Raw genomic sequence first — 24,274 nt, 5'->3', positions numbered from 1 at the left:
TTAATGTTATACTTCCTTCATAAAAATTTTATTTACTGATATATCGGTTTTTCCGGTATCCAATATTTTCGTCAGGATTTCGCTATGCAATATCAATGTCCACTTTGTCACCACCCGTTGCAATTGGACAATCAGGTATGGCAGTGCACTCATCGCCACCAGTTCGATCGGGCAAAAGAAGGGTATGTGAACCTGATGCCCGTTCAGCATAAAAAATCTAAAAATCCTGGTGATAACCAAATGATGATGCAGGCCCGCCGCCAGTTTCTGGATGCGGGCTATTACCAACCATTAAGAGATGCCATTTTCTCGTTATTGGATAATTCATTATCTAATGATGTGGCTCCTCAGGCGCTATTAGATATAGGCTGTGGTGAGGGTTATTACACGGGATTTCTGGCTGAAAAACTAAAGCAACGCCGAGATATTACGGTGTATGGGCTGGATATTGCTAAAGGTGCAATACGTTCAGCAGCTAAGCGTTACACTTCAGCTGAGTTTTGTGTCGCATCCAGCCATCTTTTACCCTTTAGCGATCAATCGATGAATGCGGTATTGAGAATTTATGCTCCTTGTAAGGCTCAGGAGCTTAGCAGAGTCATTAAGTCAGAAGGTTTAGTCGTTGCTGTCACTCCCGCCCCCAATCATTTGATACAGCTTAAAGGGCTTATTTATCAAACCCCTCAACCTCATCAGGATAACGAGGAACAAATAGAAGGGTTTTGTCTGATAGAAAGTCAGCGTTTAAGCTATAAATTGAATTTACCGGGTGAGCAGGCGGTTAATTTACTACAAATGACGCCATTTGCCTGGAAAGCCTCAGAGCAATTGATCGCTGAACTTTCTGATAATCCTGATTTTTATTGTGAAACGGATTTTTACATCCGTTTATACCGCAAAAAATAATAAACGGGGCCTAAAGCCCCGTAGAACATCTCATTTTTAAGCCAGATTGTTAACCATTGCCCGCATATCACTACCGGTCGGTGTTTGATGCAATCGCAAACCGAACTGTGGAATGATAGAGAAGATATGGTCGAAAATATCCGATTGAATACCTTCATACTCAACCCAGGCAACCGTATTGGTAAAGGCGTAAATTTCCAAAGGAATGCCTTCGGAGCTTGCCTCTAACTGTCTGACCATTAAGGTCATATTCTGATGAATTCCCGGATGAGCTTTAAGGTAAGCGTGTATATAAGCGCGTAATGTGCCAAGGTTAGTTAACCGACGACCATTAATCGGCAGGCTTAGATCAATATGGTGCTGATGATTATATTGATCGATCTCTTTTGCTTTACTCTCTATATAAGGTTGAAGCAGGTAGCTATGCTGTAGCGACTGCTGTTGGTCAGGTGATAAAAAACTGACGCTGGTAGCATCAATTCTGATGCTACGTTTGATGCGACGACCGCCGGATTCTGACATAGAACGCCAGTTTTTAAACGAGTCGGAAATCAGAGCATAAGTAGGTATGGTTGTAACCGTATTATCCCAGTTACGAACTTTCACTGTGGTTAAGCCAATATCTAATACCGCACCATCAGCACCATATTTTGGCATTTCCAGCCAGTCGCCAATTTTTAGCATATTGTTAGCCGACAATTGAATGCCGGCAACTAACCCTAAAATAGGATCTTTAAATACCAACATCAGAACTGCGGTCATTGCCCCCAAACCGCTGAGTAACAGAGCAGGGGACTTACCAATTAAAATTGAAATAATCAGAATAGCAATGAAAATAGCAGCAATGAGTTTAATGCTCTGGAAAATACCTTTTAACGGTAACTGACTGGCAATTTTAGTTCTCTGAGACAAGCTAAGTAGCGTATCCAGCATAGAAAACAGAGAAAGCAGACCATAAATCAGAATCCATAACTGCGCGCAGGTAAGAATAAACTCCAGAACTTCCGGATCGCGCGTTAGCCATAAGGATGAAACCACGTGAACAATAATACCCTGCAATACAAAAGATAAACGATCAAACAGGTTATGTTCGATAAGTAACTGACGCCAAAACTTATGGTTTTTAGCCTCACTTTTTCTCATGCTTTTGAGGATAACATGGTGAAGAAACAGGTGAATAACCACAGAAAGTAAGATGATCATGGTTAGTGTCAGCACCAGGATAATCATTGGTGTGGCTTCAACGCCCAATTTGCTTAAAATAAGCAGTAAATATTCCCGCATTAACTTCTTCTCCATATAAAAAACCAAATTCAGCAGGCAAAAATTGAGCCATTAACTGAAATACAGCTATTAACCTAATGATTTATCTGGTGGTGTCAATGTCGGATAGAGAATTAATCGGGAAAACAGGCAATTGTGTTGATCGGCAGGTAATAAGTTAGAGAAGTGCAGAATATTATAAACGCCCTCTCAACCAATAAGAGGGCGCCAGGATGATATTAATCGCAGTGAACAACTTTAATAGCCAATCCACCACGTGATGTTTCACGGTATTTGGAATTCATATCCTTACCGGTTTCATACATAGTCTCAATCACCTTATCCAGTGATACTCGAGGTTCACTGGTACGACGTAGTGCCATACGCGCTGAGTTAATCGCCTTAACCGAGGCAATAGCGTTACGTTCAATACAAGGTACCTGAACTTGCCCTGCGACAGGGTCGCAAGTTAATCCCAGATTGTGTTCCATGCCGATTTCAGCAGCGTCACAAACCTGTTGAGGACTACCACCCAGTAACTCAGTCAATCCAGCAGCAGCCATTGAACAGGCTACTCCCACTTCTCCCTGGCAGCCGACTTCAGCGCCAGAAATGGAAGCATTCATTTTGTACAGGGTGCCGATAGCGCCTGATGCCATAAAATAGCGAATATAAGCCTCTGGACTTACTGGCTGGATAAAATGGTCATAATAAGCCAGAACCGCAGGTACAATACCGCAGGCACCATTGGTTGGGGCTGTAACAACACGACCACCAGCAGCATTCTCTTCATTTACAGCTAAGGCAAACATATTAACCCAATCGATAATATTCATTGGGTCGTTAGACAACTTATCAGAAGAGATCAGCATGCGACGCAGTGGTGCTGCTCGGCGTGGTACCTGCAATGGGCCTGGTAAAACACCTTCGGTATTCATGCCGCGATCGATACAATCACGCATGGTTTGCCATACAGCCGCAAAGTAAGTTTCGATTTCTTTTTTGCTGTGCATAGCCAGTTCGTTCTGCATCACCAGGCCAGAGATAGACAGGCCATGATGTTTGCATAAATCTAACAGTTCTGATGCAAATTTGAACGGGTAAGGTACCGTCACTTCGTTTTCAGATGTTTTACCAAAGTTTTCTTCATCAACAATAAAACCACCGCCAATAGAGTAATAGGTTTTGGTATAAATCGTTTTATTGTCGGCGAAAGCGGTAATTGTCATACCATTTTCATGTAATGGTAGATTATCACTGTGGAAAACCATGCCACCCTGGCGAGGGAAATCAACTTCCTGTTGGCCATTAGCCAGAGGGAGACGCTCAGTCGTTTCTACATTACGAATAAAACCAGGAATGGAATCAATATCTACTGTGGCGGGTAAATTACCCGCCAAACCCATAATAATTGCAATATCTGTATGATGACCTTTGCCTGTCAGCGAAAGGGAGCCGTAAACATCCACGACGACTTTACTGACAGAAGAGATTAGCCCTTTATGACAGAGATCATCGACAAACTCTTTGCCCGCTTTCATCGGACCAACGGTATGTGAACTGGATGGGCCAATACCAATTTTGAACATGTCGAAAACGCTAATCACACAAAACTCCTCAGTAGGTAAACTTGTTTAATCATTTGGCCGAAGTGTTAAATAACACCAGAAATATTATGGATATTCATCAGTCAAATGACCTGCCTGAAATTATCTGAATAAGATTTCATCTTGGCTCATAAGCTAATTATAGTCTTTTTGCATAGTGTTCGGCTATAAATATAGTGTATTGAAAGGTATATTCTTGACGGTGATTGCTGGCTTTCTAATCAGTTAAAACTCAAAAGGAAATTAGTTGCAAGAAACTTTAATTACTTGTTAATTAATAAGATATAAAGCCTTTAACTTGAATTGATAAGCGTTGGAGAATAGCGGCGGTAAGTCCCCAGATCAAATTATCAGCATAATAAAGAAAGTAGACACGTAAAGGTTTACCGCGGCGAACAATATCAATGAAATGATAGTTATCACTGTTTAAAGCATAATCCAGTGGGACTTCAAACAGCCTCTCTACTTCATAATGATTTTTACTGAAACTTAATCCGGGAGGTAATACCCCCACAACCGGGGTTACCTGAAAACCACTTACGCTGTCCATTGCAGGGAGCTGACCAATAATCTCAACGTTTCCCGGATTAAGACCAACCTCCTCATAGGCTTCTCTGAGTGCAGTAGTCTCTGGCAATATATCTGTATCATCGGTTGCACCACCGGGAAAGGCGACCTGACCCGGATGTTTACGCAAAGCCGAAGAACGTTTAGTTAACAGCAAGGAAGGGGGCCTGCCATTAATTATTGGGATTAATACCGCGGCTTTTCGTAGCTGATGAGTGTCATAGGCCGGAGGCGGTAATTGAAGCTGAAAACGTTGGATAAAATGTTGAAGAATATCGCTCATTAGCCATTATCACTGAAATTTCTGGTTAAATAGCCGAGATTAACGGGAGATATTCCCGGCGATGTTTCATTCTGTGCTATTATAGCCGTTAGTAAAATGATTTTGTGCAATTGCGCAAAAAAGCTGTTTTATCCTACCGGGAACATAGAAATATATGACTACGATCGGTTCACATGCACTTCGTCACGATCAGCAGCAAGACGCTGTAGAACGCATTCAGCAATTAATGGCCGAAGGAATGAGCAGTGGAGAAGCTATTGCTCTGGTAGCCAAAGAGATTAGAGAAACACATCAGGGCGAGCAAACTTTTGCCTCTTTTGATGATGAATAATTCTTTTACGAATTAGCATCAGAATAAAGCGCACCACATTTCTCCAGGTAAGTAAGATAAAGTCGGGTATCTAACTCCAATTGATGGTAGTTTGGTTCCATATAACAGCATAGATTATAGAATTCTTTATTGTGCTGCTTCTCTTTTAAGTGGGCTAATTCATGCACCACGATCATTCGTAATAATGCTTCAGGCGCTGATTTGAATAAATTTGATATTCTTATTTCTGCTTTTGACTTTAATTTACTACCCTGAATTCGGGATATTGAAGTGTGCAAGCCTAATGCATGTTTGATAATGTGAATTTTATTGTCATAACAAACTTTGTTAACTAATTGAGCATTCTTCATGTATTGGTTTTTTATCTCAGTCACATACTGATATAGCATTTTATCGGTGACGTAGATATGTGGCGCAGGGTAACGGCTTAGTAATAAAGCGCCTAATTTTTCTTGTTTAACCAGTTGAGCTACCTGTAGTTTGAGGTGTTCCGGGTAGCCTGCGAGATAGGGAAGGGAATTCACGTTATTTTTCTTGTGCAAATCAATTTATAGTATAAATAGGTCTTTCATTCTAACAGTTAATAAGTTTTTCTGCATTACAGATTAGTGGGATTAGTTTGATTAATGAAATTAATGTCTCATTATACCTGATGCCTAATTAATATTAGGATAAGAACATTGATAAGTATTTGCTTAACCGTTTCGATGGCAATTAAAAAACAAAAATATGTGCTCTTGATCTAATTTTTTATTCAGTTGCTGAAAACACCTTGCCTAAATTTATTGGATATGCGGTAATGTTTTTGGTCAGTAAAATAGAGCTACTTCAGATAAGTCATTTTGAATCAAGTATTCCCGGCAAGTTCGTTATCCTTAACTTCTTCCAGGTTCTCTTCTTCAGTGCTTAACATAAGTAACCACAACTACCGACCTTTCGTGCCTTTTGGCAGGTTAAACATCAATAGGAATTTTGTAATGTCTAAGAAAACTGGTCACGTTAAGTGGTTCAACGAAAGTAAAGGTTTTGGTTTCATCACTCCAACTGATGGCAGCAAAGATGTGTTCGTTCATTTCTCTGCTATCGTTAATGATGGTTTCAAAACTCTGGCCGAAGGCCAGCATGTTGAATTTTCTATTCAAGACAGCCCACGTGGCCCGTCTGCGGCTGAAGTTGTTGCTCTGTAATTTATTACACAATAACCGTATTGCCAAAAACCCGCATTGAGCGGGTTTTTTATTGCCTGAAAATAGTCAGAACAGAGCTCTTATGACTTAATCAGCTTTTTTCTTCAGCTCTTTTACCGCTTTCTTCAGTACCTTACGAATACGATTCACATCAGAAGCGGGGAGCTCTACGCTACCAGCACTCTTTTTTTTGCTTACAGAGGGCGCTGTTTCGGTCTGACTGGTAAAACTCTCTTCCAGTCGTTTGATAATTTCAGCGTTCATTGAGTGTTTATTGTGTTCTGCCTGGGCTTTTAATTTTGCCCTTAACTCAGCGGGAATTCGTACGCTCAGCGAAGTAATCGTCATAATGATGCTCCCGTTTGACTATATGAAGGAAGAGTAAAACATTAGCTGTTGATAACGTTATAACCTCTTTAATGTAGCGGATAAAGGATAATCAGCAATAAAAGATAAATGCGCGCTGAAAATCAGCGCGCATTCAAAAGATAAGAATAAGAGATGGCGTTAAGAGAGTGATGGAGCGGGACGAGCGATGATGCTACGAGTCTCCATTCGAACCTCTGCAATAGTGACCTCCAGCGAATCACCCTGACGATAAATCACATTGCCATTAAGCTGTATGGTACCGTTCTCTGCGCTGCACACCAGTTCATCACGTACCGGGTGAATAAATGGAGCCGGAATAAATGCCACTGCACCATTTTCAAGCAACTTAATTCTCATGCCGCCGCGGGAGATATCCATAATCTCTGCCTGATAGCGAATGTCCGTTCCTGCTTTATCTTGTAAAAAGCGCGCATATAACCAATCACTGACATCTCGCTCTGCAATACGATTAGCCCGACGGCGTTCTGTCAACGGTTGCATTACACTTTCATCCGGTGCTGTGGATGGACTGTCGTGAATGAGTGCTTTTAATAAGCGATGATTAATAATATCGCCATATTTACGAATTGGAGAAGTCCAGGTAGCGTAAGCTTCCAGTCCCAAACCATAGTGTGGCGCTGGCGTAGTGCTGATCTCCGCATAGGTTTGGTATTTGCGAATACGGCTATCTAAATAGGATGTTGGTTGTTTATCCAGGAAGCGGCGTAGTTCGCAAAATCCATCAAGTGTCAGGATCTTTTCTTTATCAAACTCAGCCCCATTGAGCTCCAAAATATTGATAGCCTGATCGACCAGAGTAGGGTCGAAACCTGCATGGACGTTAAAGATCCCATAACCTAATCGTGTTTTCAGCACAATAGCGGCACATATATTAGCCACAATCATTGACTCTTCTACAATACGATTAGCAATACGGCGGTATTCAGTAATAATATCCAATACCTGACCATTTTCGCCGAGAATAAAGCGATAATCAGGCCGATCTTTAAATACCAATGCATGCTCTGTTCGCCAAGAGATACGGCGTAGTGCAACCTGATGTAGTAACTCTATTTGCTGCGCTATTTCCGGCTGTTCTGGTTTCCAGCCGTCAATACCTTCAATCCAGTCCGAGAGTTTTTCATAATCCAGTTTCGCCTTAGATGTTATCCAGGCACAGAAAAACGCAATATCATCACTGATTGAACCATCTGGAGAGAGGGTTACCTGACAAACCAGTGCCGGACGACGTTGGTTAGGCAATAGGGAGCAAAGATTATCCGATAGTTCTCTTGGAAGCATCGGGATATTGAAACCCGGCAGATAATTGGTAAACGCTCGTTTTAATGCTGTCTTATCCAGCTCACTTCCGGGCTTCACGTAAGCGCTTGGATCGGCAATAGCGATGGATAGTCGAAGCAACTGGTTATCCAGTTGTTCAACGTATAGCGCATCATCCATATCTTCGGTAGATTCGCTATCAATAGTGACAAAGTTTAACTCGGTTAAATCACGGCGAACAATTCCATCATCCTGAATAGTTTCTGACGTCCATTCTGGCGCAGCTCGCTCTAACTGATGACGTGACAATGTCACCCACCATGGTGCTAAATGGTCGTCTCCATGGGTAATGTACTCATTGATTTGCGCCTGAAATCCACGATTATCTTTCAATGGATGGTTGGTTATCTCCGCAACGACCCAGTCCCCCTGAATTAAAGTGTGAGTCAGTCCTTTTACTGGTTTACATGGAATGACATCTTTAATCATTGGATGGTCGGGGATCACCATTAACCGGTCATTCTTTTGCTGAATACGACCAATAAAACGTGTCAGAAAGGGTTCTATTAGCGTTTCCGGTTCTGCTAACTCACGGTCTTTCTCCGTATGAATGGTGGCGGAAACACGGTCACCATGCATAACTTTCTTCATTTGAGGCGGTGGAATAAAGTAGCTTTTCTGATTATCTACTTCAAGAAAGCCAAAACCTTTTTCGGTGGCCTTAACAATGCCTTCAACCCGTGGAGTATTAGCATGAAGTTGCTGTTTAAGCTGAGCGAGCAGCGGGTTATTTTGAAACATATATGAGGAGCGCTATTCAATGAGTTAACCATTTTTATGATGGCTTGTTTTACACAAAAGGCGTGTCGGGAGCAAGCTTATCCTGTCGTTTACCGCAATTAATTGATATGTCATGATAGTGAAGTCCGATAATAAAAAGGTGAATATCGGTTATGCTTCACAAACTGACATTTTGTTTGTGACAATAATTCACTGATTTTCTTAATATAAAGATTCTGTTTTACAACTCACATCAGGTACCCAATTATGCTCAATGTAAATGAATATTTTGCCGGAAAAGTAAAATCGATTGGCTTTGAAAATGGGAGCATTGGTCGTTCCAGCGTAGGGGTGATGGCGGCAGGTGAATATAACTTTGGTACAGCACAACCTGAAGAGATGACAGTGATTACTGGTTCTCTTAAAGTGCTGCTGCCGGGTGCGACGGAATGGACGGTGTTTTCCGCAGGGGAGTCATTCCATGTACCGGGGAAAAGTGAGTTTAACGTTCAGGTATGTGAGAGTACGGCCTATCTGTGCCGCTATTTATAATAATTTCTGATTTGTAGTTAAGAATGTAGTTAAGAATATTTCGGCTTACCGCATCAGCAGTAAGCCGAAATTATGTGAGGATTAGGCTTTTAGCTCAAGCTCATTCATTGCAGCGATGCTGAAACCACCATCAACGTGCAGAACTTCACCACTCACGCCTGCAGACAGGTCAGAGCACAGGAATGCTGCTGAGTTACCTACATCTTCAATGGTCACAGTACGACGAATTGGAGTAACAGCTTCACAGTGAGCCAGCATCTTTTTGAAGTCTTTGATGCCGGAAGCGGCTAATGTGCGAATTGGGCCAGCGGAGATTGCGTTAACACGAACTCCTTCAGGCCCCATTGCGTTAGCCATATAGCGAACGTTAGCTTCCAGAGAAGCTTTAGCTAATCCCATTACGTTATAGTTTGGAATAGCGCGTTCAGCCCCTAAATAAGAAAGGGTCAGTAATGCAGAGCCCGGATTTAACATGCTGCGGCAAGCTTTGGCCAGTGCTACGAAACTATAAGAGCTGATATCGTGAGCAATGTTGAAGCCTTCACGAGTTACCGCGTTTACATAGTCACCATCTAACTGGTCGCCAGGAGCAAAACCGATAGAGTGAACGAAACCGTCGAATTTAGGCCATACTTTAGCCAGTTGAGCAAACAGCTCAGTAATGCTTGAATCTTCAGCAACATCGCATGGTAATACGATCTTGCAGCCCAATTCGTTAGCAAACTCTTCTACGCGAGATTTCAGTCTTTCATTCTGATAAGTCAGCGCCAGTTCTGCACCTTCACGTTTCATTGCTTGTGCAATACCAAAGGCGATTGAACGATTGCTGGCAACGCCAGTAACCAGAATGCGCTTACCGGTTAAAAAACCCATAGCTATGATCCTTGTAGTCAATTTGATGGCCGCCGGAGTATACCCGGAACAGTCATTGTTAAAAAAACGGAGCAATTCTATCATGCACTACGATGGATAGCGCATGTTTGTCATACTGCTCCGATCAGTGATATGAAACAGGTAGCGTTATTGGCTATTTTGGGGTTCCATATTCTGCTACCTGCCGTTAAATATCTGAAACATCTTTACGCCAGTGATCGGCGGTTAACGCTTCGGTAAAGTGGCTGTTAATCATTCGGCGGGTGATATCATGCAGCGGTGAAGCGATAACTTCTGCTGTATTACCGCGTTCAACCACTTCACCATTTTGCATGACCAGTAGTTGGTCGCTGACATGTTTAATCATGCCGAGATGTTGGCTTACATAGATATAGGATATACCGTGCTTTTCCTGTAATTCCATCATTAAATTCACTAGTTGTGAACGCATGGACATATCCAGTGACGCTAATGCTTCATCGGCAATGATAATTTTAGGTTGTAATATTAATGCCCTGGCCAATGCAACCCGTTGTTTCTGACCAGATGCCAGCATTTGTGGGTAATAGTAAGCATGGTCTGGGAGCAAACCCACCTGACGCAAGGTCAGATTAATCTGTTTTTCCCGTGCGGAGGCTTCCAGATTGGTATTCAGCTTCAGGGGAATATCCAACAACTGGCCAATACGTTGTCGTGGATTAAATGAGGTATTTGGGTCTTGAAAGATCATGCGAATATGCTGACTGCGGTAACCATAATCACCAAACTCCAGTTTATGATCTCCGATCATCATTTCTCCCGACGTTGGTTTAATCATGCCGGAAATCATTTTTGCCAAAGTTGACTTGCCTGAACCGTTCTCGCCAATAATCGCCATAGTTTGCTTTTCACGCAGAATAAAGCTGACGGGTTTTACCGCTTCCAGTTCATGAGGGCGAAACAAGCCTGTCCGAAAATGGAAGGTTTTGGATAAATTACGGACTTCAAGTAAGGTACCCATCAGGATGGCTCCTCATAGTTAAGAGGAAAATGGCAGGCAAACTTATGGCCTTTCACATCTCTTAATCGTGGTGTTTCTATGCATTTTTTCTGCGCATAAGGACAACGAGGCCCCAGACGACAACCAATGGGCAAATGCTCAAGAGAGGGAATAACACCCGATAAGGTATTTAAACGGCTTTTATGGGGTAAAGCACGACCAAAATCAGGCATTGCACGAATTAACGCCTGTGTATAGGGGTGGTGAGGTGCAGTCAGTAACTCATCACATAATGCGCTTTCTACCGTTTGACCACAGTACATTACATTAATTCGCGTTGCCCATTTACTCATCATTTGCAGGTCATGACTAATCAACAGAATAGTGGTGTTGTTATTTTGATTCATTCTGGCCAGCAAGCGGAAGATTTGTGCCTGAGTTGTCGGTTCCATTGCGTTAGTGGGTTCATCGGCAATCAGCAATCTTGGTTGATTAGCCAACGCAATGGCAATCATGACTTTCTGACATTCACCTTCCGTGATCTCGTAAGGATAACTGCGCATGATATCTTTGTGGTCTTTAATACCTACCCGATGTAGTAGCTCAATGGCCCGATGTTTACGCCAGTTAAAGCGCTGCCACCAGTGGCCTTTATAAGTCCATCCGGGAATAGCCTGAATTAGCTGGCGGCCGACTCTTTCTGAGGGATCCAGACAGGATTGCGGTTCCTGAAAGATCATTGAAATATTATGTCCCACCAGTTTTCTGCGCTGACGAGGGGTAAGCTTTAATAAGTCGATATCATCTAAACGGAAACGGTCAGCAGTAATACGCCAGTTATCCTTACTGATGCCGCAAATAGCCTTAGCTATCAGACTTTTTCCTGAACCGGACTCACCCACAAGTCCCCGAATTTCTCCTTCGGTTAGGGTGAGGCTGACGCGATCAACGGCTTTTACCGGACCATCGGCAGTCATAAATTCAATGGTGAGATTACGAATATCGAGTAAAGGCATTATTCATCACCCGTAGAGATAGCCCGGTATAACCCATCGCCGAGAAGGTTGACCAGCAATACGCTAATCATAATAGCAGCACCCGGTAACATCACACTCCAGGGCGCTACATACAATAACTCCAGAGAATCTCCCAGCATGGCTCCCCATTCAGGTGATGGCATTTGAGCACCAAGATTCAGAAAGCCTAACGCAGCAATATCCATAATTGCCATAGAAAGTGAACGAGTAAATTCTGTCACCAGTACCGGAGCAATATTTGGCAGCAAACCATTCCACAGAATATAGGCGGTGGATGCACCGTCCAGACGTGCTGCGATAACATACTCCTTTTCCAGCTCATCGTGAACGGTTCTGTATATGGTATGAACCATACGAGGTAATAACGCCAGCCAGATGGCGAACATGGCATGTTCCAGGCGTGGCCCCAGGAAGGCAACAACAATGATCGCCAGTAGTAAAGATGGAATGGCCAGTAACGTGTCCAGCATATGGTTTAATGCAGCAGAACGTAATCCATGACTGACACCAGCGAATAAACCAAGCAGGGTGCCGCAAAAAGCAGCGGCTAAGGTAACCAGCAGCGCTGAACCAAACGTTGGTGCTGCACCATTAAGCAGACGGCTTAACAGATCCCGACCTAAATCATCAGTTCCCAGAAAGAAGGATACATCACCATGACGAGACCAGGACGGTGGCAGAAGCTGGTAACCGAGAAACTGCTGATCGAGCTGGTAGGGTGCGATTAACTCACCAAACAGACACAAAACAATCAACATAACAAAACCATAAAGACCAATCATAGCCAGAATGTCTTTATGGATCCGCTGCCAGATATAGCTCATGGCTCCCGGCATTTTCTTTTCGCGGTATACGTTATCGGAAAGCATACCACTCCTTATTTTTAAAAGGGTTAGTCATTGCGCTAAAGATATCGGCAATCAGGTTAACTGCGATGGACAGACTTCCCATTACGATAATACCTGCGGAGATCACCGCAAAATCCTGTTGACGAATTGCCAGAATTAACCAACGGCCTAAACCCGGCCAGTTAAACACTGACTCAGTGATCATTGCCAGAGCTAACATAGTGGAAAACTGTAAACTCAGTTTAGGAATGATCATCGGTAGGGCATTGTGCAGCACATGACGACGAATAATGGTAAACCGGGACAGACCGCGAGTTGCCGCGGCTTTAATGTAATTCTGTCCAATAATTTGAATGACGCTTTGACGCGTCAGGCGAATAACTTCCGTTGTTGGTGCCACGGCCAGAGTGAGTACGGGTAAAATCAGGTGTTTCAATACGCTGACAATAATTTCTTCACGATAATGTGAATCAGAGAACCAGGCATCAATTAATGCGACGCCGGTAATGGGTTTGATTTGATATAACAAATCATAACGACCGGAAACCGGTAACCAGCCAAGGGTTAACGAGAAAAACAGCATCAGTAGCAATGCAAGCCAAAAGATAGGAATAGAGAAGCCAAACAGAGAAAAGGAGGTAATAATATAGTCAGGCCATTTCTCTTTTGACATGGCTGCCAAAATACCGAGTGGAATCCCTAAGCCTAAAGCAATCACAAAGGCAAAAATGCACAGTTCAAGAGTGGCAGGAAACACAATTTTTAACTGTTCGCCGATAATTTGTCCATTAATGACCGAAGTACCAAATTCTCCCTGAAGCAGGCTCTCCATATAAAAAACGTAAGCATCAAACAGACGCGCACCAGCCAGCGGTGCATTAGGTGTATAGTAGGAAATACTGAAGCTAACAAAGGTTAGAATCAGTAACGTTATCAATGCCAGCAGTAGCCGCCTGAGAATATAAATAATCATTTATTATTCGTCTCTGATTTTTCCCGATACACGCCGGCAAATGAAACGTTGCCCAGAGGACTCAAGACCAGTCCTTTAATATCGTATCGATAAGCCTGAATTCTTAATGAAGAGGCCAGTGGCAGAACGGGCAGCTCTTCCGCCAGAATCTTTTGAGCTTTAGTATAAGTCTCAATTCGCATGGAAAGATCCTGAGAAGTTACCCCTTTAGATAACAACTGATCGAACTCTTGATTACACCAACGGGCGTAGTTAGTTTGTGACTCAATACCGGCACAACTCAGTAGCGGCCGGAAAAAACTATCAGGATCGTTGCTGTCGGTGGCCCAACCAGTTAACGTTAGATCGTGAGCATCATCGCTAAGGCGAAGCTCCTGAAAACGCCCCTCAACGGGAACAATCGTGACCTTAATATTTACTTTGGCCAGATCTGCCTGAAGCAATTCTGCCGTTTTCAGCGGGCTGGGATTATAAGCCTGAGAGGCAGTCGGTACCCAAAGGTGTAACCGAAGGTTATTCACCCCCGCTTCTTTTAATAACTGTTTAGACTTCTCGATATTGTATTCTGTAATTTCTGATTCATTGTCATAAGCCCATGATGTCCGGGGAAGAATCGATGAGGCTGTCTCAGCGGTGCCATAATAAATTGATTGCATCAGACGCGGGTTATTGATGGCGAGTGCAATCGCATGACGTACCCGACGATCGTTGAACGGCGCCTTGCCGGTATTAAACGCCAGATAGGCCACATTCATACCGGTACGTAGCGAAATACGCAAACGAGGATCATCACGCAAGATAGAAAGCTGACTGGCAGCCGGGTAAGCTAAAACATCACATTCACCGGTAAGTAGTTTCGATAACCGACCGGTGCCTCCAGCGCCTAAATCAATGACCACCTGCTGCATTTTAGGTGAGCCACGCCAGTAATCTTTATTACGGTACAAGCGAACAAATTGCCCGGGATGATACTCATTTAACAGAAAAGGCCCCGTGCCTACTGGTTGGCGATCGATACGTTCCTGCATTCCTGCGCGAGTCAGATTATTTGCATATTCAGCCGAAAGAACAGGGGCATAGTGGGTAGCCAGATGCCAAAGGAAAGAGGCATCCGCATTATGCAGTTCAATATCGACGGTATAGTCATTAACTTTACGAATACTTTTTACCGAGTCAGAAAACTGCATGCTGTCGAAATAAGGATAATGCCCACCATTTACCATATGATAAGGCGCTTCAGCATTAAAGATTCTGCTGAAACTGAATACTACATCATCAGCATTCATGGTGCGGGTTGGGGCGAACCACTCAGTGGTTTGGAATGTTACTCCTTTGCGCAGGTGGAAACGGTAAGTTGCACCATTGTTCAGACTTTCCCAACGTTCGGCCAGTTCGGGAATCAATCGATAGGTATAAGGGTCAACATCTAACAAGCGGTCGTATAACTGAGCGGCAATGGTATCAATCATCACGCCGCCATTAGCTATTTGTGGGTTGAAGCTATCAACAACACCGCTGACGCAATAAACAAAACCGCTCTGACGAATATCGGGCTGAGCAGGCTTTGATGGTACCACCGCCGTTGTCGATCCCGGAGTGGTAATCAAGGGTGGCGTTTCCAGTTTCCCGGTTGGTGCTGCCCATGCTGGAAGAAGAAAACCGGCACAGAGCAACGCCCCAATTTTTAAACCGCGCATATATAAAGGATTCTTTGATATATAGTTCAAGTTATCGATTATACAGGAGTATAGCCGTCATCCCAATGCTTAGCATTGCTTAAGCAATGTTTCGTTATAACCGTATAGCAATTATGCGAAAACTGTCTGAAAACTGAGCATTGTCACTGTTTGTCTTGCTCATTCTTGCGTAGCATTCCTCTTAGCTGGTGATAGCTAAGACCTAATAACCTGGCTGCCTGCCGTTGGTTATATTGGGACTGTTCCAGTGCTTTGGTTATCATTGATTGTTCCTGTTGGGATAACCACTGTTTTAGGTCGAGAGGTAATGCGGGTAGTTCAGAGTCAAGTCTGTCATTGCTTGTGACCGACAATTTCTCTGAGTCAATATTCGTGGAGAGGCGTATAAAGGGGTCGATAATAATGTTATCTAAAGGCATTTCATTTTCCCCATGGCGATAAACCGAACGTTCTACCACATTCTTTAATTCACGAATATTTCCTGGCCAGCTGTAGTTCATTAAAGTTTCAACCGCCTGGGGAGTAAAGCCGGGAAAGAAAGGGTATTCCAGCTCTCGGCACATTTGGATCGCAAAGTTATCGGCCAGTAACATAATGTCCTGACGACGTTCCCGTAACGGAGGCAGGTTAATGACATCAAATGCCAGGCGATCAAGCAGGTCGGCACGAAACTTACCGGCTTTTGCCATCGCAGGTAAATCTTCATTGGTGGCACAAACCAGGCGAACATCAACCTGCAGAGGTTGGGTGCCGCCAACCCGTTCTAACTGGCCGTACTCAATTACCCGCAATAGTTTTTCCTGAACCAGCATTGGGGCATTTGCCAGTTCGTCTAAAAACAGCGTACCGCCATCAGCACGTTCAAAACGCCCCAAATGTCTACGTTGTGCGCCGGTAAATGCCCCCGCTTCATGACCAAACAGTTCTGAGTCCAGAAGCGTATCGCTCAATGCGGCACAGTTAAGTGATATAAAAGGGCCTTGCCAGCGTTTGGATAAATAATGCAGACGATGAGCTATCAACTCTTTACCTGTACCGCGCTCACCAATAATTAACACCGGTTTGGTTAACGGAGCCACTTGAGATGCTTGTTCAAGCACCTCAATAAAACTGTTTGCTTCACCAATAATATTATCTATAACGTCAGTCATGGTTAATTTCGCCAATAGTTGGTTTTTTTCATCAAACCATTTTTTGCATGTAAATAGCAACAAAAATTAAATTACTTTAAAATCATAGGATTAAAAAATTTTAAAAGTTGGCACGCTTCTTGATATATCTATGGTAACTAACATGAATGGCAGTACATGCCAGTTAATTGATTAACCACTATGTAGAAGAGGATATAACCATGGGTATTTTTTCTCGTTTCGCTGATATCGTAAACGCTAACATCAGCAGCTTATTAGAGAAGGCTGAAGATCCACAAAAAATGGTTCGCCTGATGATTCAGGAAATGGAAGACACACTGGTAGAGATTCGCTCAACATCAGCTCGTGCACTGGCAGAGAAAAAACAATTATCTCGCCGTATTGAACAAGGGGAGGCTCAACAAGCTGAATGGCAAGAGAAAGCTGAACTGGCATTACGTAAAGATAAAGAAGACCTGGCTCGTGCTGCACTGATTGAAAAGCAGAAAGTTGCGGATTTGGTCGCAGTGTTACAGTCCGAACTGACTATCGTCAATGAAACTCTTGATCGTATGCGTAACGAAATTGGTGAGTTGGAAGCGAAACTGAGTGAAACTCGTGCTCGCCAGCAGGCATTAACCTTACGCCATCAGGCAGCCAGTTCTTCACGTGATGTTCGTCGTCAACTGGACAGTGGTAAAATTGACGCAGCAATGGCGCGTTTTGAACAGTTTGAGCGTCGCATTGATCACATGGAAGCGGAAGGGCAAAGCGTTGGTTTCGGTAAGTCGAAGAGCCTGAGTCAGGAGTTCACCGAGCTGAAAGTTAACGAGCAAATTGATAATGAATTAGCGGCCCTGAAAGCTAAAATGAATATGAACAAAGACGCCTAATCATAACAGGCTGATGAGGTCGCTTATTCAGAAGGTATGGATAAGCGACAATCTAAGAATTCTAGATAAGAAGGAATATCAATGAGTTGGCTACTGGGTTTACTTGCCATACCGCTGACAATATTTATCTTGTTTGTTGTCCCTATCTGGCTCTGGTTGCACTACCGTGGAAAGCAGAGCGATGGTGGGCAATTAAATCAGCAAGATATGCAACGGTTAGCAAAACTTACTGATGAAGCGCAAAGAATGCGTGACCGCATTCAGACTCTGGAAGCTATTTTGGATGAAGAACATCCAAACTGGAGACAACGTTAATGAACAATAAACTGTATCGTATTCCTGATGAAGGCATGATTAGCGGCGTATGTGCGGGAATTGCGCGTTATCTGGGCATTCCGGTACTGGTGGTTAGAATTTTAGCCCTGTTAGCATTAGTGTTTGGTTTCTTCTTTGTCACTGTCGTGGTCTATTTCACCATGGTGTTCTTTTTGGAAAGTGCACCGGTCGAAGAAGCAAACTTGCATAGCCGAATTCCTGCCCGCCAGCGAATGAAGCAAGTTGAACAAGAACTGGCAGCCAGCGAACAGCGTCTGCGCGATCTGGAACGTTATTTGACCTCTGAGACTTTTCAGGTGGAAAGTCGATTTCGTCGCCTGTAATAACGGCATTATAAGTTACGGTCATTATCTTCATACAATGCGGGCAACCCTCTGTTCAGGGAAGCTCGCATCGACATGTCATCATCTTCCGATGAGATAGCATAACCCAAGAGATTCAGGAACAATCATGCAAAAGTCAGCTAAACTGCAGGCTCTTATTCAACCGCTAATCACGATAATATTGTTCTTTGGCCGCTCTTATGCTCCGGCGTTAGTGCTATCATTCCTGTTAAAAAGCAAATTATGGCGACCGGTTCGACTGTTACTGGTCATGTTTGGTGAGCCACTGTTAAGAAAAGTGTTTGGTTCCATTGCCTGGCGCTTTAAAAAGGGTTCGGATGAAACGACTGCAAAATGAAATAAATTCGTTGGTTAACCGCGGGTTGGATCGTCACTTAAGACTGGCGGTCACTGGGCTTAGCCGTAGCGGAAAAACGGCATTTATTACCGCGTTTGTTAACCAACTTTTGAATGTGAATAATGGCGCCCGTTTGCCTCTGTTTTCCGCTGTACGAGAAGAGCGATTGCTGGGAGTAAAACGAATTCCACAGAAAGATTTTGGGATTCCGCGTTTTACCTACGATGAAGGACTGGCATCGCTGTATGGCTCACCGGCGAGTTGGCCAACGCCAACTCGTGGCGTTAGTGAAATTCAGTTAGCGCTGCGTTTTCGTTCCAATGATTCTTTGATACGCCACTTTACCAGCCATTCCACACTCTATCTGGAAATTGTCGATTATCCGGGTGAGTGGCTATTAGATTTACCCATGCTGGAACAAAATTATCTGGAATGGTCTCATCAAATGAACAGCATTCGGCAGGGAGAGCGTGCCGAATGGGCAAAACCCTGGCTTGAACTTTGCGCTAAATGCGATCCGTTAGGGCCGGTTGATGAGAATTTATTGGCGGATATAGCTCAAGCCTATTGTGACTATTTGCTGCGTTGTAAGCAGGAAGGGCTGCATTTTATTCAACCGGGTAGATTTGTGTTACCCGGCGATTTAGCCGGTGCTCCGGCATTACAGTTTTTCCCATGGCCAGAGATTAATCCACAAAATGAATCCCGACTGGCGCAGGCTGATAAGCGAACCAATTGGGGAATGCTGAAAGCTCGCTATGATTACTATTGTCAGCATGTAGTAAAAGGTTTCTATCGCGATCACTTCATGAAGTTTGATCGCCAGATTGTGCTGGTGGATTGCCTGCAACCGTTAAATAACGGCCCACAGGCATTTAACGATATGCGACTGGCTTTGACGCAGTTAATGCAGAGTTTCCACTATGGTCAACGCTCTTTGTTCCGGCGTCTGTTTTCTCCCTGTATTGATAAGTTGATGTTTGCGGCCAGCAAAGCTGACCACATTACACCGGATCAGCACGCTAATTTGGTCTCTCTGCTACAACAGCTGGTACAAGAAGCATGGCAGAATGCGGCATTTGAAGGCATCAGTATGGATTGTGTAGGCCTGGCATCAATACAGGCAACAGATAGCGGTATGATTGAACATCAGGGAAATCGCCTGCCGGCTCTGAAAGGTTACCGCCTGGAGGATGGTCAACCATTAACCGTCTATCCCGGTGAGGTACCGGCTCGTTTACCGGAACCGTCTTTCTGGCAACAGCAAGATTTTCACTTTGATCAATTCAGGCCTAAGCCAATGAGTGTAGACACGCCACTACCTCATATTCGTTTAGATGCCGTTATGGAGTTTTTGTTAGGAGATAAGCTTAAATGAACCAGCCAATAAAAGGGCGCATCACCTTTGATGAGCCACTGTTGGATGAAAAAGAGCCTGTTTTACGCAGCAACTTGCAGTTTAACCAGCAAGAGGCAGAAAACTTCTTTCCTACCGCACCTGAACTGGAAGAGGAGCAGGAAGAAGGCGAAGCTGAAGGCATTATTATGAATGCCCTTAAGCCAAAAACTAGCCTGTGGCGTAAAATGGTCACTTTTGGGCTGGGAGTGTTTGGCATTAGCGTAGTGGCTCAGGGGATTTATCGTATTTCTGATGCAATTCAGAATCACGAATGGATTACGCTGGGGGCTTATAGTGCCGGCGCAATTATTGTTGTAGCCGGTGTTGGCTCAGTGATAACCGAATGGCGTCGTTTATATCGCCTGCGCGAACGAGCGGAAGAACGGGATATCGCCAGAGAACTGTTACACAGTCACGCCTTGGGCAAAGGACGTGAGTTTTGTGAAAAGCTGGCTGTTCAGGCGGGGATTGATAAAAGCCATCCGGCATTACAACGCTGGCAGGCCTCTTTGCATGAAACACAAAACGATCGGGAAGTGGTTTCGCTGTATGCCAAATTAGTTCAGCCAGTGCTGGATCAACAGGCTCGTCGTGAAATCAGTAGTTCTGCTGCGGAATCGGCCTTGATGATTGCTGTCAGTCCGCTGGCCATTGTTGATATGGCATTTATTGCCTGGCGTAATATTAGACTGATTAATCGCATCGCCAGTATTTATGGTATCCAGCTAGGTTATTTTAGTCGTATCCGACTGTTTAAACTGGTTATGCTCAATATCGCCTTTGCCGGGGCTACCGAATTAATTCGCGAGGTAGGAATGGACTGGATTTCTCAGGACATTACCGCCAGATTATCTACCCGTGCTGCGCAGGGAATTGGTGCCGGTTTATTGACTGCTCGTCTTGGCATAAAAGCCATGGAGTTATGCCGTCCATTACCTTGGATGGACGATGATAAGCCACGGTTAGGGGATTTCCGTACCCAACTGATTGCTCAGATAAAAAGTAAACTGCCGAAAGGCGGAAGTCGTAAATAATCAAGGCGGATTTTCCAAATAAGAAAGGCGGCACCCATTATTTATGGCGCCGCCTTTTTTCTTATGATGCGATTAACGACTATCCGGCGTTCAGTGCTTGTTCCAGATCGGCCAGAATATCCTCAATGGCTTCAATACCAATAGATAAACGGATCATCTCTGGCTTAACACCGGCTTTGGCTTGCTCTTCTTCAGACATTTGTCGATGAGTCGTTGATGCAGGATGACAGGCCAAAGATTTGGCATCACCAATATTCACTAAACGTTTAAAGATTTGCAGCGCATCATAGAATTTTACGCCGGCAGAATAGCCGTCTTTCAGGCCGAAAGAGAGAATAGCGGAAGGGGTGCCATTCATATACTTTTGTGCTAATGGATAATGAGGATGGTCTGGCAGACCGGCGTAACTGACCCAGGCAACCTTATGATGCTGTTTTAAGTAGTCGGCAACTTTTCTGGCGTTTTCTACATGACGTTCCATACGCAGTGATAAGGTTTCAAGCCCCTGCAATAGTAAGAACGCATTCATGGGCGAAAGGGCGGCACCACAGTTACGTAAAGGAACGGTTCTGGCGCGGGCAATAAAGGCCGCAGCACCAAAACTTTCGGTGTAGACGACACCGTGATAGGCCGCTTCCGGCGTAGTGAACATCGGGAATCGCTGTTGATACTTTTCCCACGGGAAGTTGCCGGAATCGATAATGGCACCACCCAATGAATTACCATGACCACCAACATATTTGGTAATTGAGTGAACAACAATATCAGCACCAAACTGTATTGGTTTACACAGTACCGGAGAGGCTACGGTGTTATCCACGATCAACGGAACGCCACGGTCGTGAGCAACCTTTGCCAGTCCTTCAATGTCGACAATGTTTCCTGCTGGGTTGCCAATGCTTTCGCAATATACTGCTTTGGTATTGTCATCGATAAGCTCAGCGATTGCCTGTGGGGAGTCATCACGGGCAAATTTCACATTGATACCAAAACCGGGCAGCATATGGGCAAACAGAGTATAAGTACCCCCATACAGCTGTGGTGTACTGACAATATTGTCTCCTGCCTGAGCCAGAGTCTGGATAGCATAACTGATAGCCGCACTACCGGCAGAAACCACGAGTCCTGCGATACCGCCTTCAAGGGCCGCCATGCGCTTTTCTAAAATATCATTGGTTGGATTCATTATTCGGGTATAGATGTTGCCAGGTACCGCCAGATTGAACAGATCGGCACCGTGCTGAGCATTGTCAAACTCATAAGCAACCGTTTGATAGATGGGTACAGCAACAGATTTGGTCGTTGGATCGCTTTGAAATCCATGATGCAGGGCTAGTGTTGCGTCTTTCATTCGCTATTCTCTTTTTTCTATTTTTAGAGGGGATATGTTTAAGGAAATGTTACTTAATCATTGTTTATTGTTAAATGAAACAGGCAAATGATTATTTTAGCCGATTATTCTTTATACTATGCCTTGAAAAGCCTGACTAAATCGTAAAACGGCGTTATTGATGACCATGGTTGAGTGTATCCAATGAGTTTCTGTTAAACCTGTCAACTTTTTGTGACACTCCTCTTCATCTGAACCGGCTCTACGGGTATGATAGGGACAACAATCGTTACCGCGTGCTCGTTAAACAAGGCTATTCACAATGCGTCTTGAAGTCCTCTGCGAAGATCGTCTGGGATTAACCCGTGAACTACTTGATTTGCTGGTTGCCCGCAATCTTGATCTACGGGGCATCGAAATTGATGTCAGTGGCAAGATCTACCTTAATTTTTCCTCTATTGATTTTGATGTATTCAGTGCATTAATGGTGAACATTCGACGGATTACTGGCGTAACCGATGTTCGCACCGTCTCCTACATGCCTTCAGAACAGCGCTTACACGCATTGAGAGCGCTACTGGAATCTCTACCTGAACCGGTGATCTCTATCGATTTGAAAGGGCGGATCGACCTGGCGAACCATGCGGCACTGATGCTGTTTGGCCTTTCAGAGGAGAGAATTCTTACTCAGACCGCATCCAGCCTGTTAAGTGGCTATAACTTCCTGCGTCATTTGGAAGGGGAAAATATCGTTCCCCATTCGGAACGAGCTATTATTCGCGGTCAGGATTACCTGATGGATATCACACCTATCTATCAGAGTGATGACGATCAACAACCAAAAAATGTGACCGGTGCAGTTATTGTTCTCAAGTCCGCTGCCAGAATAGGGCGTCAACTACAGAATAAGAACGTAGCGGATAACAATGCATTTGGTCATATCGTTGCCATCAGCAGCAAAATGAAACTGCTGATAGAGCAGGCCAATAAATTGGCAATGCTGGATGTTCCTTTGCTAATTATTGGCGATACCGGAACCGGTAAAGATGTTTTAGCTCAGGCTTGCCACGTTCGCAGCGCTCGCCGGGATAAGCCGTTTTTGGCAATTAACTGCGCCTCTTTACCTGATGATGTGGTGGAAAGTGAGCTGTTTGGCCATGCGGGAAGCGCGCAGGTTGAAAGCAAGAAAGGATTTTTTGAACAGGCGAATGGTGGTTCAGTTCTGCTGGATAATATCAGTGAAATGTCACCAACCATGCAGGCAAAATTATTACGTTTCCTGAATGATGGCACTTTCCGGCGGGTGGGTGAAGATCAGGAAGTATATGTGGATGTACGTGTGATTTGCGCAACGCAGAAAAGTCTGTTTAATTTGGTCAGCCAAGGCTTATTCAGAGAGGATCTCTACTATCGCCTGAACGTACTAACGTTAACGATCCCTCCGTTACGGGAACGTGTTTCCGACATCATGCCGTTGGCCGAGCAATTTATTACGCTGTTCGCCGATCAGCTCGGCGTTCATCGTCCTAAATTGGCTCCGGATTTAACACCATTATTAACTCAATACGGCTGGCCGGGTAACGTCAGACAACTGAAAAACATTCTTTATCGGAGTTTTACTCAGTTGGAAGGCAATGAGCTACAGGTTAAAGATATTGTATTGCCTGAAGTGTCAGCGGAAATGATGCTGAATAATAACGTTATGGATGGCAGCCTGGATGAGATCTGTAAACGTTTTGAATGTTCAGTATTAACTCAGTTGTATAGCAGCTACCCAAGTACCCGTAAGCTGGCGAAACGTTTAGGGGTATCCCATACGGCGATAGCTAATAAACTCAGAGAATATGGCCTAAGCCAGCCATCCCGTACTGCTGAAAATACAGAAGCTATTGATAATGAGTAAAGCAAAACTCAGTAAAACAGAAGGGAGCCACCGGC

Annotated in this window: 25 protein-coding genes; 11 read left to right on the top strand and 14 right to left on the bottom strand. The window is 44.1% G+C overall.

Annotated elements, in window-relative coordinates:
• Nucleotides 1–84: 84 nt before the first annotated feature.
• A complete protein-coding gene (gene rlmA / locus I2494_RS01390) occupies nt 85–906 on the top strand; it encodes a 23S rRNA (guanine(745)-N(1))-methyltransferase (protein WP_218465754.1) in 822 nt (273 codons plus the stop codon).
• A gap of 36 nt (nt 907–942) precedes the next feature.
• On the opposite strand, the gene I2494_RS01385 is transcribed toward rlmA, so the two are convergent.
• The 3 genes from I2494_RS01385 to I2494_RS01375 form a co-directional block, all read right to left on the bottom strand.
• A complete protein-coding gene (locus I2494_RS01385; RefSeq protein ID WP_218466024.1) occupies nt 943–2,190 on the bottom strand; it encodes a mechanosensitive ion channel family protein in 1,248 nt (415 codons plus the stop codon).
• Between the two features lie 218 nt (nt 2,191–2,408).
• On the bottom strand, nt 2,409–3,776 hold the full coding sequence (locus I2494_RS01380) for an L-serine ammonia-lyase (RefSeq protein WP_218465755.1): 1,368 nt from the start codon (nt 3,774–3,776) through the stop codon (nt 2,409–2,411).
• A 274-nt stretch (nt 3,777–4,050) separates the two neighbouring features.
• Complete coding sequence (locus I2494_RS01375; RefSeq protein ID WP_218465756.1) at nt 4,051–4,626, bottom strand: CoA pyrophosphatase; 576 nt, start codon at nt 4,624–4,626, stop codon at nt 4,051–4,053.
• A 154-nt stretch (nt 4,627–4,780) separates the two neighbouring features.
• Here I2494_RS01375 and I2494_RS01370 point away from each other — a divergent pair, with 154 nt between their 5' ends.
• Complete coding sequence (locus I2494_RS01370) at nt 4,781–4,957, top strand: YoaH family protein (RefSeq protein ID WP_218465757.1); 177 nt, start codon at nt 4,781–4,783, stop codon at nt 4,955–4,957.
• Nucleotides 4,958–4,962: 5 nt separating this feature from the next.
• Here the strand turns inward: I2494_RS01370 and I2494_RS01365 are convergent, their stop codons facing one another.
• Entirely contained in the window at nt 4,963–5,481 is a 519-nt protein-coding gene (locus I2494_RS01365; protein ID WP_218465758.1) for a M48 metallopeptidase family protein, read from the bottom strand.
• A gap of 453 nt (nt 5,482–5,934) precedes the next feature.
• Between I2494_RS01365 and cspE the strand changes: the two genes are divergently transcribed.
• A complete protein-coding gene (cspE, locus tag I2494_RS01360) occupies nt 5,935–6,144 on the top strand; it encodes a transcription antiterminator/RNA stability regulator CspE (protein ID WP_130591357.1) in 210 nt (69 codons plus the stop codon).
• Between the two features lie 87 nt (nt 6,145–6,231).
• Here the strand turns inward: cspE and I2494_RS01355 are convergent, their stop codons facing one another.
• Entirely contained in the window at nt 6,232–6,492 is a 261-nt protein-coding gene (locus I2494_RS01355) for an Arc family DNA-binding protein (protein WP_218465759.1), read from the bottom strand.
• A gap of 159 nt (nt 6,493–6,651) precedes the next feature.
• Nucleotides 6,652–8,595, bottom strand: coding sequence for an exoribonuclease II (locus I2494_RS01350; RefSeq protein ID WP_228350803.1), 1,944 nt, complete (start codon nt 8,593–8,595; stop codon nt 6,652–6,654).
• A 246-nt stretch (nt 8,596–8,841) separates the two neighbouring features.
• Between I2494_RS01350 and ppnP the strand changes: the two genes are divergently transcribed.
• Nucleotides 8,842–9,126: a pyrimidine/purine nucleoside phosphorylase gene (ppnP, locus tag I2494_RS01345; RefSeq protein WP_130591354.1), complete on the top strand. Its 285-nt coding sequence runs from the start codon at nt 8,842–8,844 to the stop codon at nt 9,124–9,126.
• 81 nt (nt 9,127–9,207) lie between these two features.
• Here ppnP and fabI read toward each other — a convergent pair whose 3' ends face one another.
• The 7 genes from fabI to pspF form a co-directional block, all read right to left on the bottom strand.
• Complete coding sequence (fabI, locus tag I2494_RS01340) at nt 9,208–9,999, bottom strand: enoyl-ACP reductase FabI (protein WP_218465761.1); 792 nt, start codon at nt 9,997–9,999, stop codon at nt 9,208–9,210.
• A 187-nt stretch (nt 10,000–10,186) separates the two neighbouring features.
• A complete protein-coding gene (gene sapF, locus I2494_RS01335) occupies nt 10,187–11,002 on the bottom strand; it encodes a putrescine export ABC transporter ATP-binding protein SapF (protein ID WP_218466025.1) in 816 nt (271 codons plus the stop codon).
• The gene (gene sapD, locus I2494_RS01330; RefSeq protein ID WP_218465762.1) at nt 10,999–11,994 is read right to left on the bottom strand and encodes a putrescine export ABC transporter ATP-binding protein SapD; all 996 of its coding nucleotides are present in this window, start codon (nt 11,992–11,994) and stop codon (nt 10,999–11,001) included. Before sapD ends, sapF begins: the two co-directional genes overlap by 4 nt.
• On the bottom strand, nt 11,994–12,884 hold the full coding sequence (gene sapC, locus I2494_RS01325; RefSeq protein ID WP_218465763.1) for a putrescine export ABC transporter permease SapC: 891 nt from the start codon (nt 12,882–12,884) through the stop codon (nt 11,994–11,996). The genes sapD and sapC overlap by 1 nt, the downstream gene beginning before the upstream one ends.
• Entirely contained in the window at nt 12,871–13,836 is a 966-nt protein-coding gene (gene sapB, locus I2494_RS01320) for a putrescine export ABC transporter permease SapB (protein ID WP_218465764.1), read from the bottom strand. The genes sapC and sapB overlap by 14 nt, the downstream gene beginning before the upstream one ends.
• A complete protein-coding gene (sapA, locus tag I2494_RS01315; protein ID WP_218465765.1) occupies nt 13,833–15,533 on the bottom strand; it encodes an ABC transporter substrate-binding protein SapA in 1,701 nt (566 codons plus the stop codon). The genes sapB and sapA overlap by 4 nt, the downstream gene beginning before the upstream one ends.
• 143 nt (nt 15,534–15,676) lie before the next feature.
• Nucleotides 15,677–16,684 carry a phage shock protein operon transcriptional activator gene (gene pspF, locus I2494_RS01310; protein ID WP_218465766.1) on the bottom strand — a complete coding sequence of 336 codons (1,008 nt, stop codon included), beginning with the start codon at nt 16,682–16,684 and terminating at the stop codon, nt 15,677–15,679.
• 200 nt (nt 16,685–16,884) lie between these two features.
• Here pspF and pspA point away from each other — a divergent pair, with 200 nt between their 5' ends.
• The 6 genes from pspA to I2494_RS01280 all read left to right on the top strand — a co-directional run bounded on the left by pspA (nt 16,885) and on the right by I2494_RS01280 (nt 21,006).
• On the top strand, nt 16,885–17,556 hold the full coding sequence (pspA, locus tag I2494_RS01305) for a phage shock protein PspA (RefSeq protein ID WP_218465767.1): 672 nt from the start codon (nt 16,885–16,887) through the stop codon (nt 17,554–17,556).
• Between the two features lie 81 nt (nt 17,557–17,637).
• Complete coding sequence (gene pspB, locus I2494_RS01300; RefSeq protein ID WP_130591345.1) at nt 17,638–17,871, top strand: envelope stress response membrane protein PspB; 234 nt, start codon at nt 17,638–17,640, stop codon at nt 17,869–17,871.
• Nucleotides 17,871–18,215: an envelope stress response membrane protein PspC gene (gene pspC, locus I2494_RS01295; protein ID WP_130591344.1), complete on the top strand. Its 345-nt coding sequence runs from the start codon at nt 17,871–17,873 to the stop codon at nt 18,213–18,215. The genes pspB and pspC overlap by 1 nt, the downstream gene beginning before the upstream one ends.
• Before the next feature lie 127 nt (nt 18,216–18,342).
• Nucleotides 18,343–18,573: a phage shock protein D gene (locus I2494_RS01290; RefSeq protein ID WP_130591343.1), complete on the top strand. Its 231-nt coding sequence runs from the start codon at nt 18,343–18,345 to the stop codon at nt 18,571–18,573.
• Nucleotides 18,554–19,951: a YcjX family GTP-binding protein gene (locus tag I2494_RS01285; protein ID WP_218465768.1), complete on the top strand. Its 1,398-nt coding sequence runs from the start codon at nt 18,554–18,556 to the stop codon at nt 19,949–19,951. Before I2494_RS01290 ends, I2494_RS01285 begins: the two co-directional genes overlap by 20 nt.
• Nucleotides 19,948–21,006 (top strand): YcjF family protein, encoded by a 1,059-nt coding sequence (locus I2494_RS01280; protein WP_218465769.1) that lies wholly within the window; start codon nt 19,948–19,950, stop codon nt 21,004–21,006. The genes I2494_RS01285 and I2494_RS01280 overlap by 4 nt, the downstream gene beginning before the upstream one ends.
• Before the next feature lie 79 nt (nt 21,007–21,085).
• Here the strand turns inward: I2494_RS01280 and I2494_RS01275 are convergent, their stop codons facing one another.
• Complete coding sequence (locus I2494_RS01275) at nt 21,086–22,357, bottom strand: O-acetylhomoserine aminocarboxypropyltransferase/cysteine synthase family protein (RefSeq protein WP_218465770.1); 1,272 nt, start codon at nt 22,355–22,357, stop codon at nt 21,086–21,088.
• A 301-nt stretch (nt 22,358–22,658) separates the two neighbouring features.
• Between I2494_RS01275 and tyrR the strand changes: the two genes are divergently transcribed.
• Nucleotides 22,659–24,239: a transcriptional regulator TyrR gene (gene tyrR, locus I2494_RS01270; protein ID WP_218465771.1), complete on the top strand. Its 1,581-nt coding sequence runs from the start codon at nt 22,659–22,661 to the stop codon at nt 24,237–24,239.
• The last annotated feature ends 35 nt before the right edge of the window (nt 24,240–24,274 follow it).

The organism is Limnobaculum allomyrinae (assembly GCF_016649425.1).
GTDB lineage: Bacteria > Pseudomonadota > Gammaproteobacteria > Enterobacterales > Enterobacteriaceae > Limnobaculum > Limnobaculum allomyrinae.
This window is presented reverse-complemented; position numbering and strand designations above follow the sequence as displayed.

Bases quoted from the DNA above. Each gene is read 5' to 3' on its own strand.
- rlmA (WP_218465754.1), top strand. From the start codon at position 85: ATGCAATATCAATGTCCACTTTGTCACCACCCGTTGCAATTGGACAAT.
- I2494_RS01385 (WP_218466024.1), bottom strand. From the start codon at position 2,190: ATGCGGGAATATTTACTGCTTATTTTAAGCAAATTGGGCGTTGAAGCC.
- I2494_RS01375 (WP_218465756.1), bottom strand. From the start codon at position 4,626: ATGAGCGATATTCTTCAACATTTTATCCAACGTTTTCAGCTTCAATTA.
- I2494_RS01370 (WP_218465757.1), top strand. From the start codon at position 4,781: ATGACTACGATCGGTTCACATGCACTTCGTCACGATCAGCAGCAAGAC.
- cspE (WP_130591357.1), top strand. From the start codon at position 5,935: ATGTCTAAGAAAACTGGTCACGTTAAGTGGTTCAACGAAAGTAAAGGT.
- I2494_RS01355 (WP_218465759.1), bottom strand. From the start codon at position 6,492: ATGACGATTACTTCGCTGAGCGTACGAATTCCCGCTGAGTTAAGGGCA.
- I2494_RS01350 (WP_228350803.1), bottom strand. From the start codon at position 8,595: ATGTTTCAAAATAACCCGCTGCTCGCTCAGCTTAAACAGCAACTTCAT.
- ppnP (WP_130591354.1), top strand. From the start codon at position 8,842: ATGCTCAATGTAAATGAATATTTTGCCGGAAAAGTAAAATCGATTGGC.
- fabI (WP_218465761.1), bottom strand. From the start codon at position 9,999: ATGGGTTTTTTAACCGGTAAGCGCATTCTGGTTACTGGCGTTGCCAGC.
- sapD (WP_218465762.1), bottom strand. From the start codon at position 11,994: ATGCCTTTACTCGATATTCGTAATCTCACCATTGAATTTATGACTGCC.
- sapC (WP_218465763.1), bottom strand. From the start codon at position 12,884: ATGCTTTCCGATAACGTATACCGCGAAAAGAAAATGCCGGGAGCCATG.
- sapB (WP_218465764.1), bottom strand. From the start codon at position 13,836: ATGATTATTTATATTCTCAGGCGGCTACTGCTGGCATTGATAACGTTA.
- sapA (WP_218465765.1), bottom strand. From the start codon at position 15,533: ATGCGCGGTTTAAAAATTGGGGCGTTGCTCTGTGCCGGTTTTCTTCTT.
- pspF (WP_218465766.1), bottom strand. From the start codon at position 16,684: ATGACTGACGTTATAGATAATATTATTGGTGAAGCAAACAGTTTTATT.
- pspA (WP_218465767.1), top strand. From the start codon at position 16,885: ATGGGTATTTTTTCTCGTTTCGCTGATATCGTAAACGCTAACATCAGC.
- pspB (WP_130591345.1), top strand. From the start codon at position 17,638: ATGAGTTGGCTACTGGGTTTACTTGCCATACCGCTGACAATATTTATC.
- pspC (WP_130591344.1), top strand. From the start codon at position 17,871: ATGAACAATAAACTGTATCGTATTCCTGATGAAGGCATGATTAGCGGC.
- I2494_RS01290 (WP_130591343.1), top strand. From the start codon at position 18,343: ATGCAAAAGTCAGCTAAACTGCAGGCTCTTATTCAACCGCTAATCACG.
- I2494_RS01285 (WP_218465768.1), top strand. From the start codon at position 18,554: ATGAAACGACTGCAAAATGAAATAAATTCGTTGGTTAACCGCGGGTTG.
- I2494_RS01280 (WP_218465769.1), top strand. From the start codon at position 19,948: ATGAACCAGCCAATAAAAGGGCGCATCACCTTTGATGAGCCACTGTTG.
- I2494_RS01275 (WP_218465770.1), bottom strand. From the start codon at position 22,357: ATGAAAGACGCAACACTAGCCCTGCATCATGGATTTCAAAGCGATCCA.
- tyrR (WP_218465771.1), top strand. From the start codon at position 22,659: ATGCGTCTTGAAGTCCTCTGCGAAGATCGTCTGGGATTAACCCGTGAA.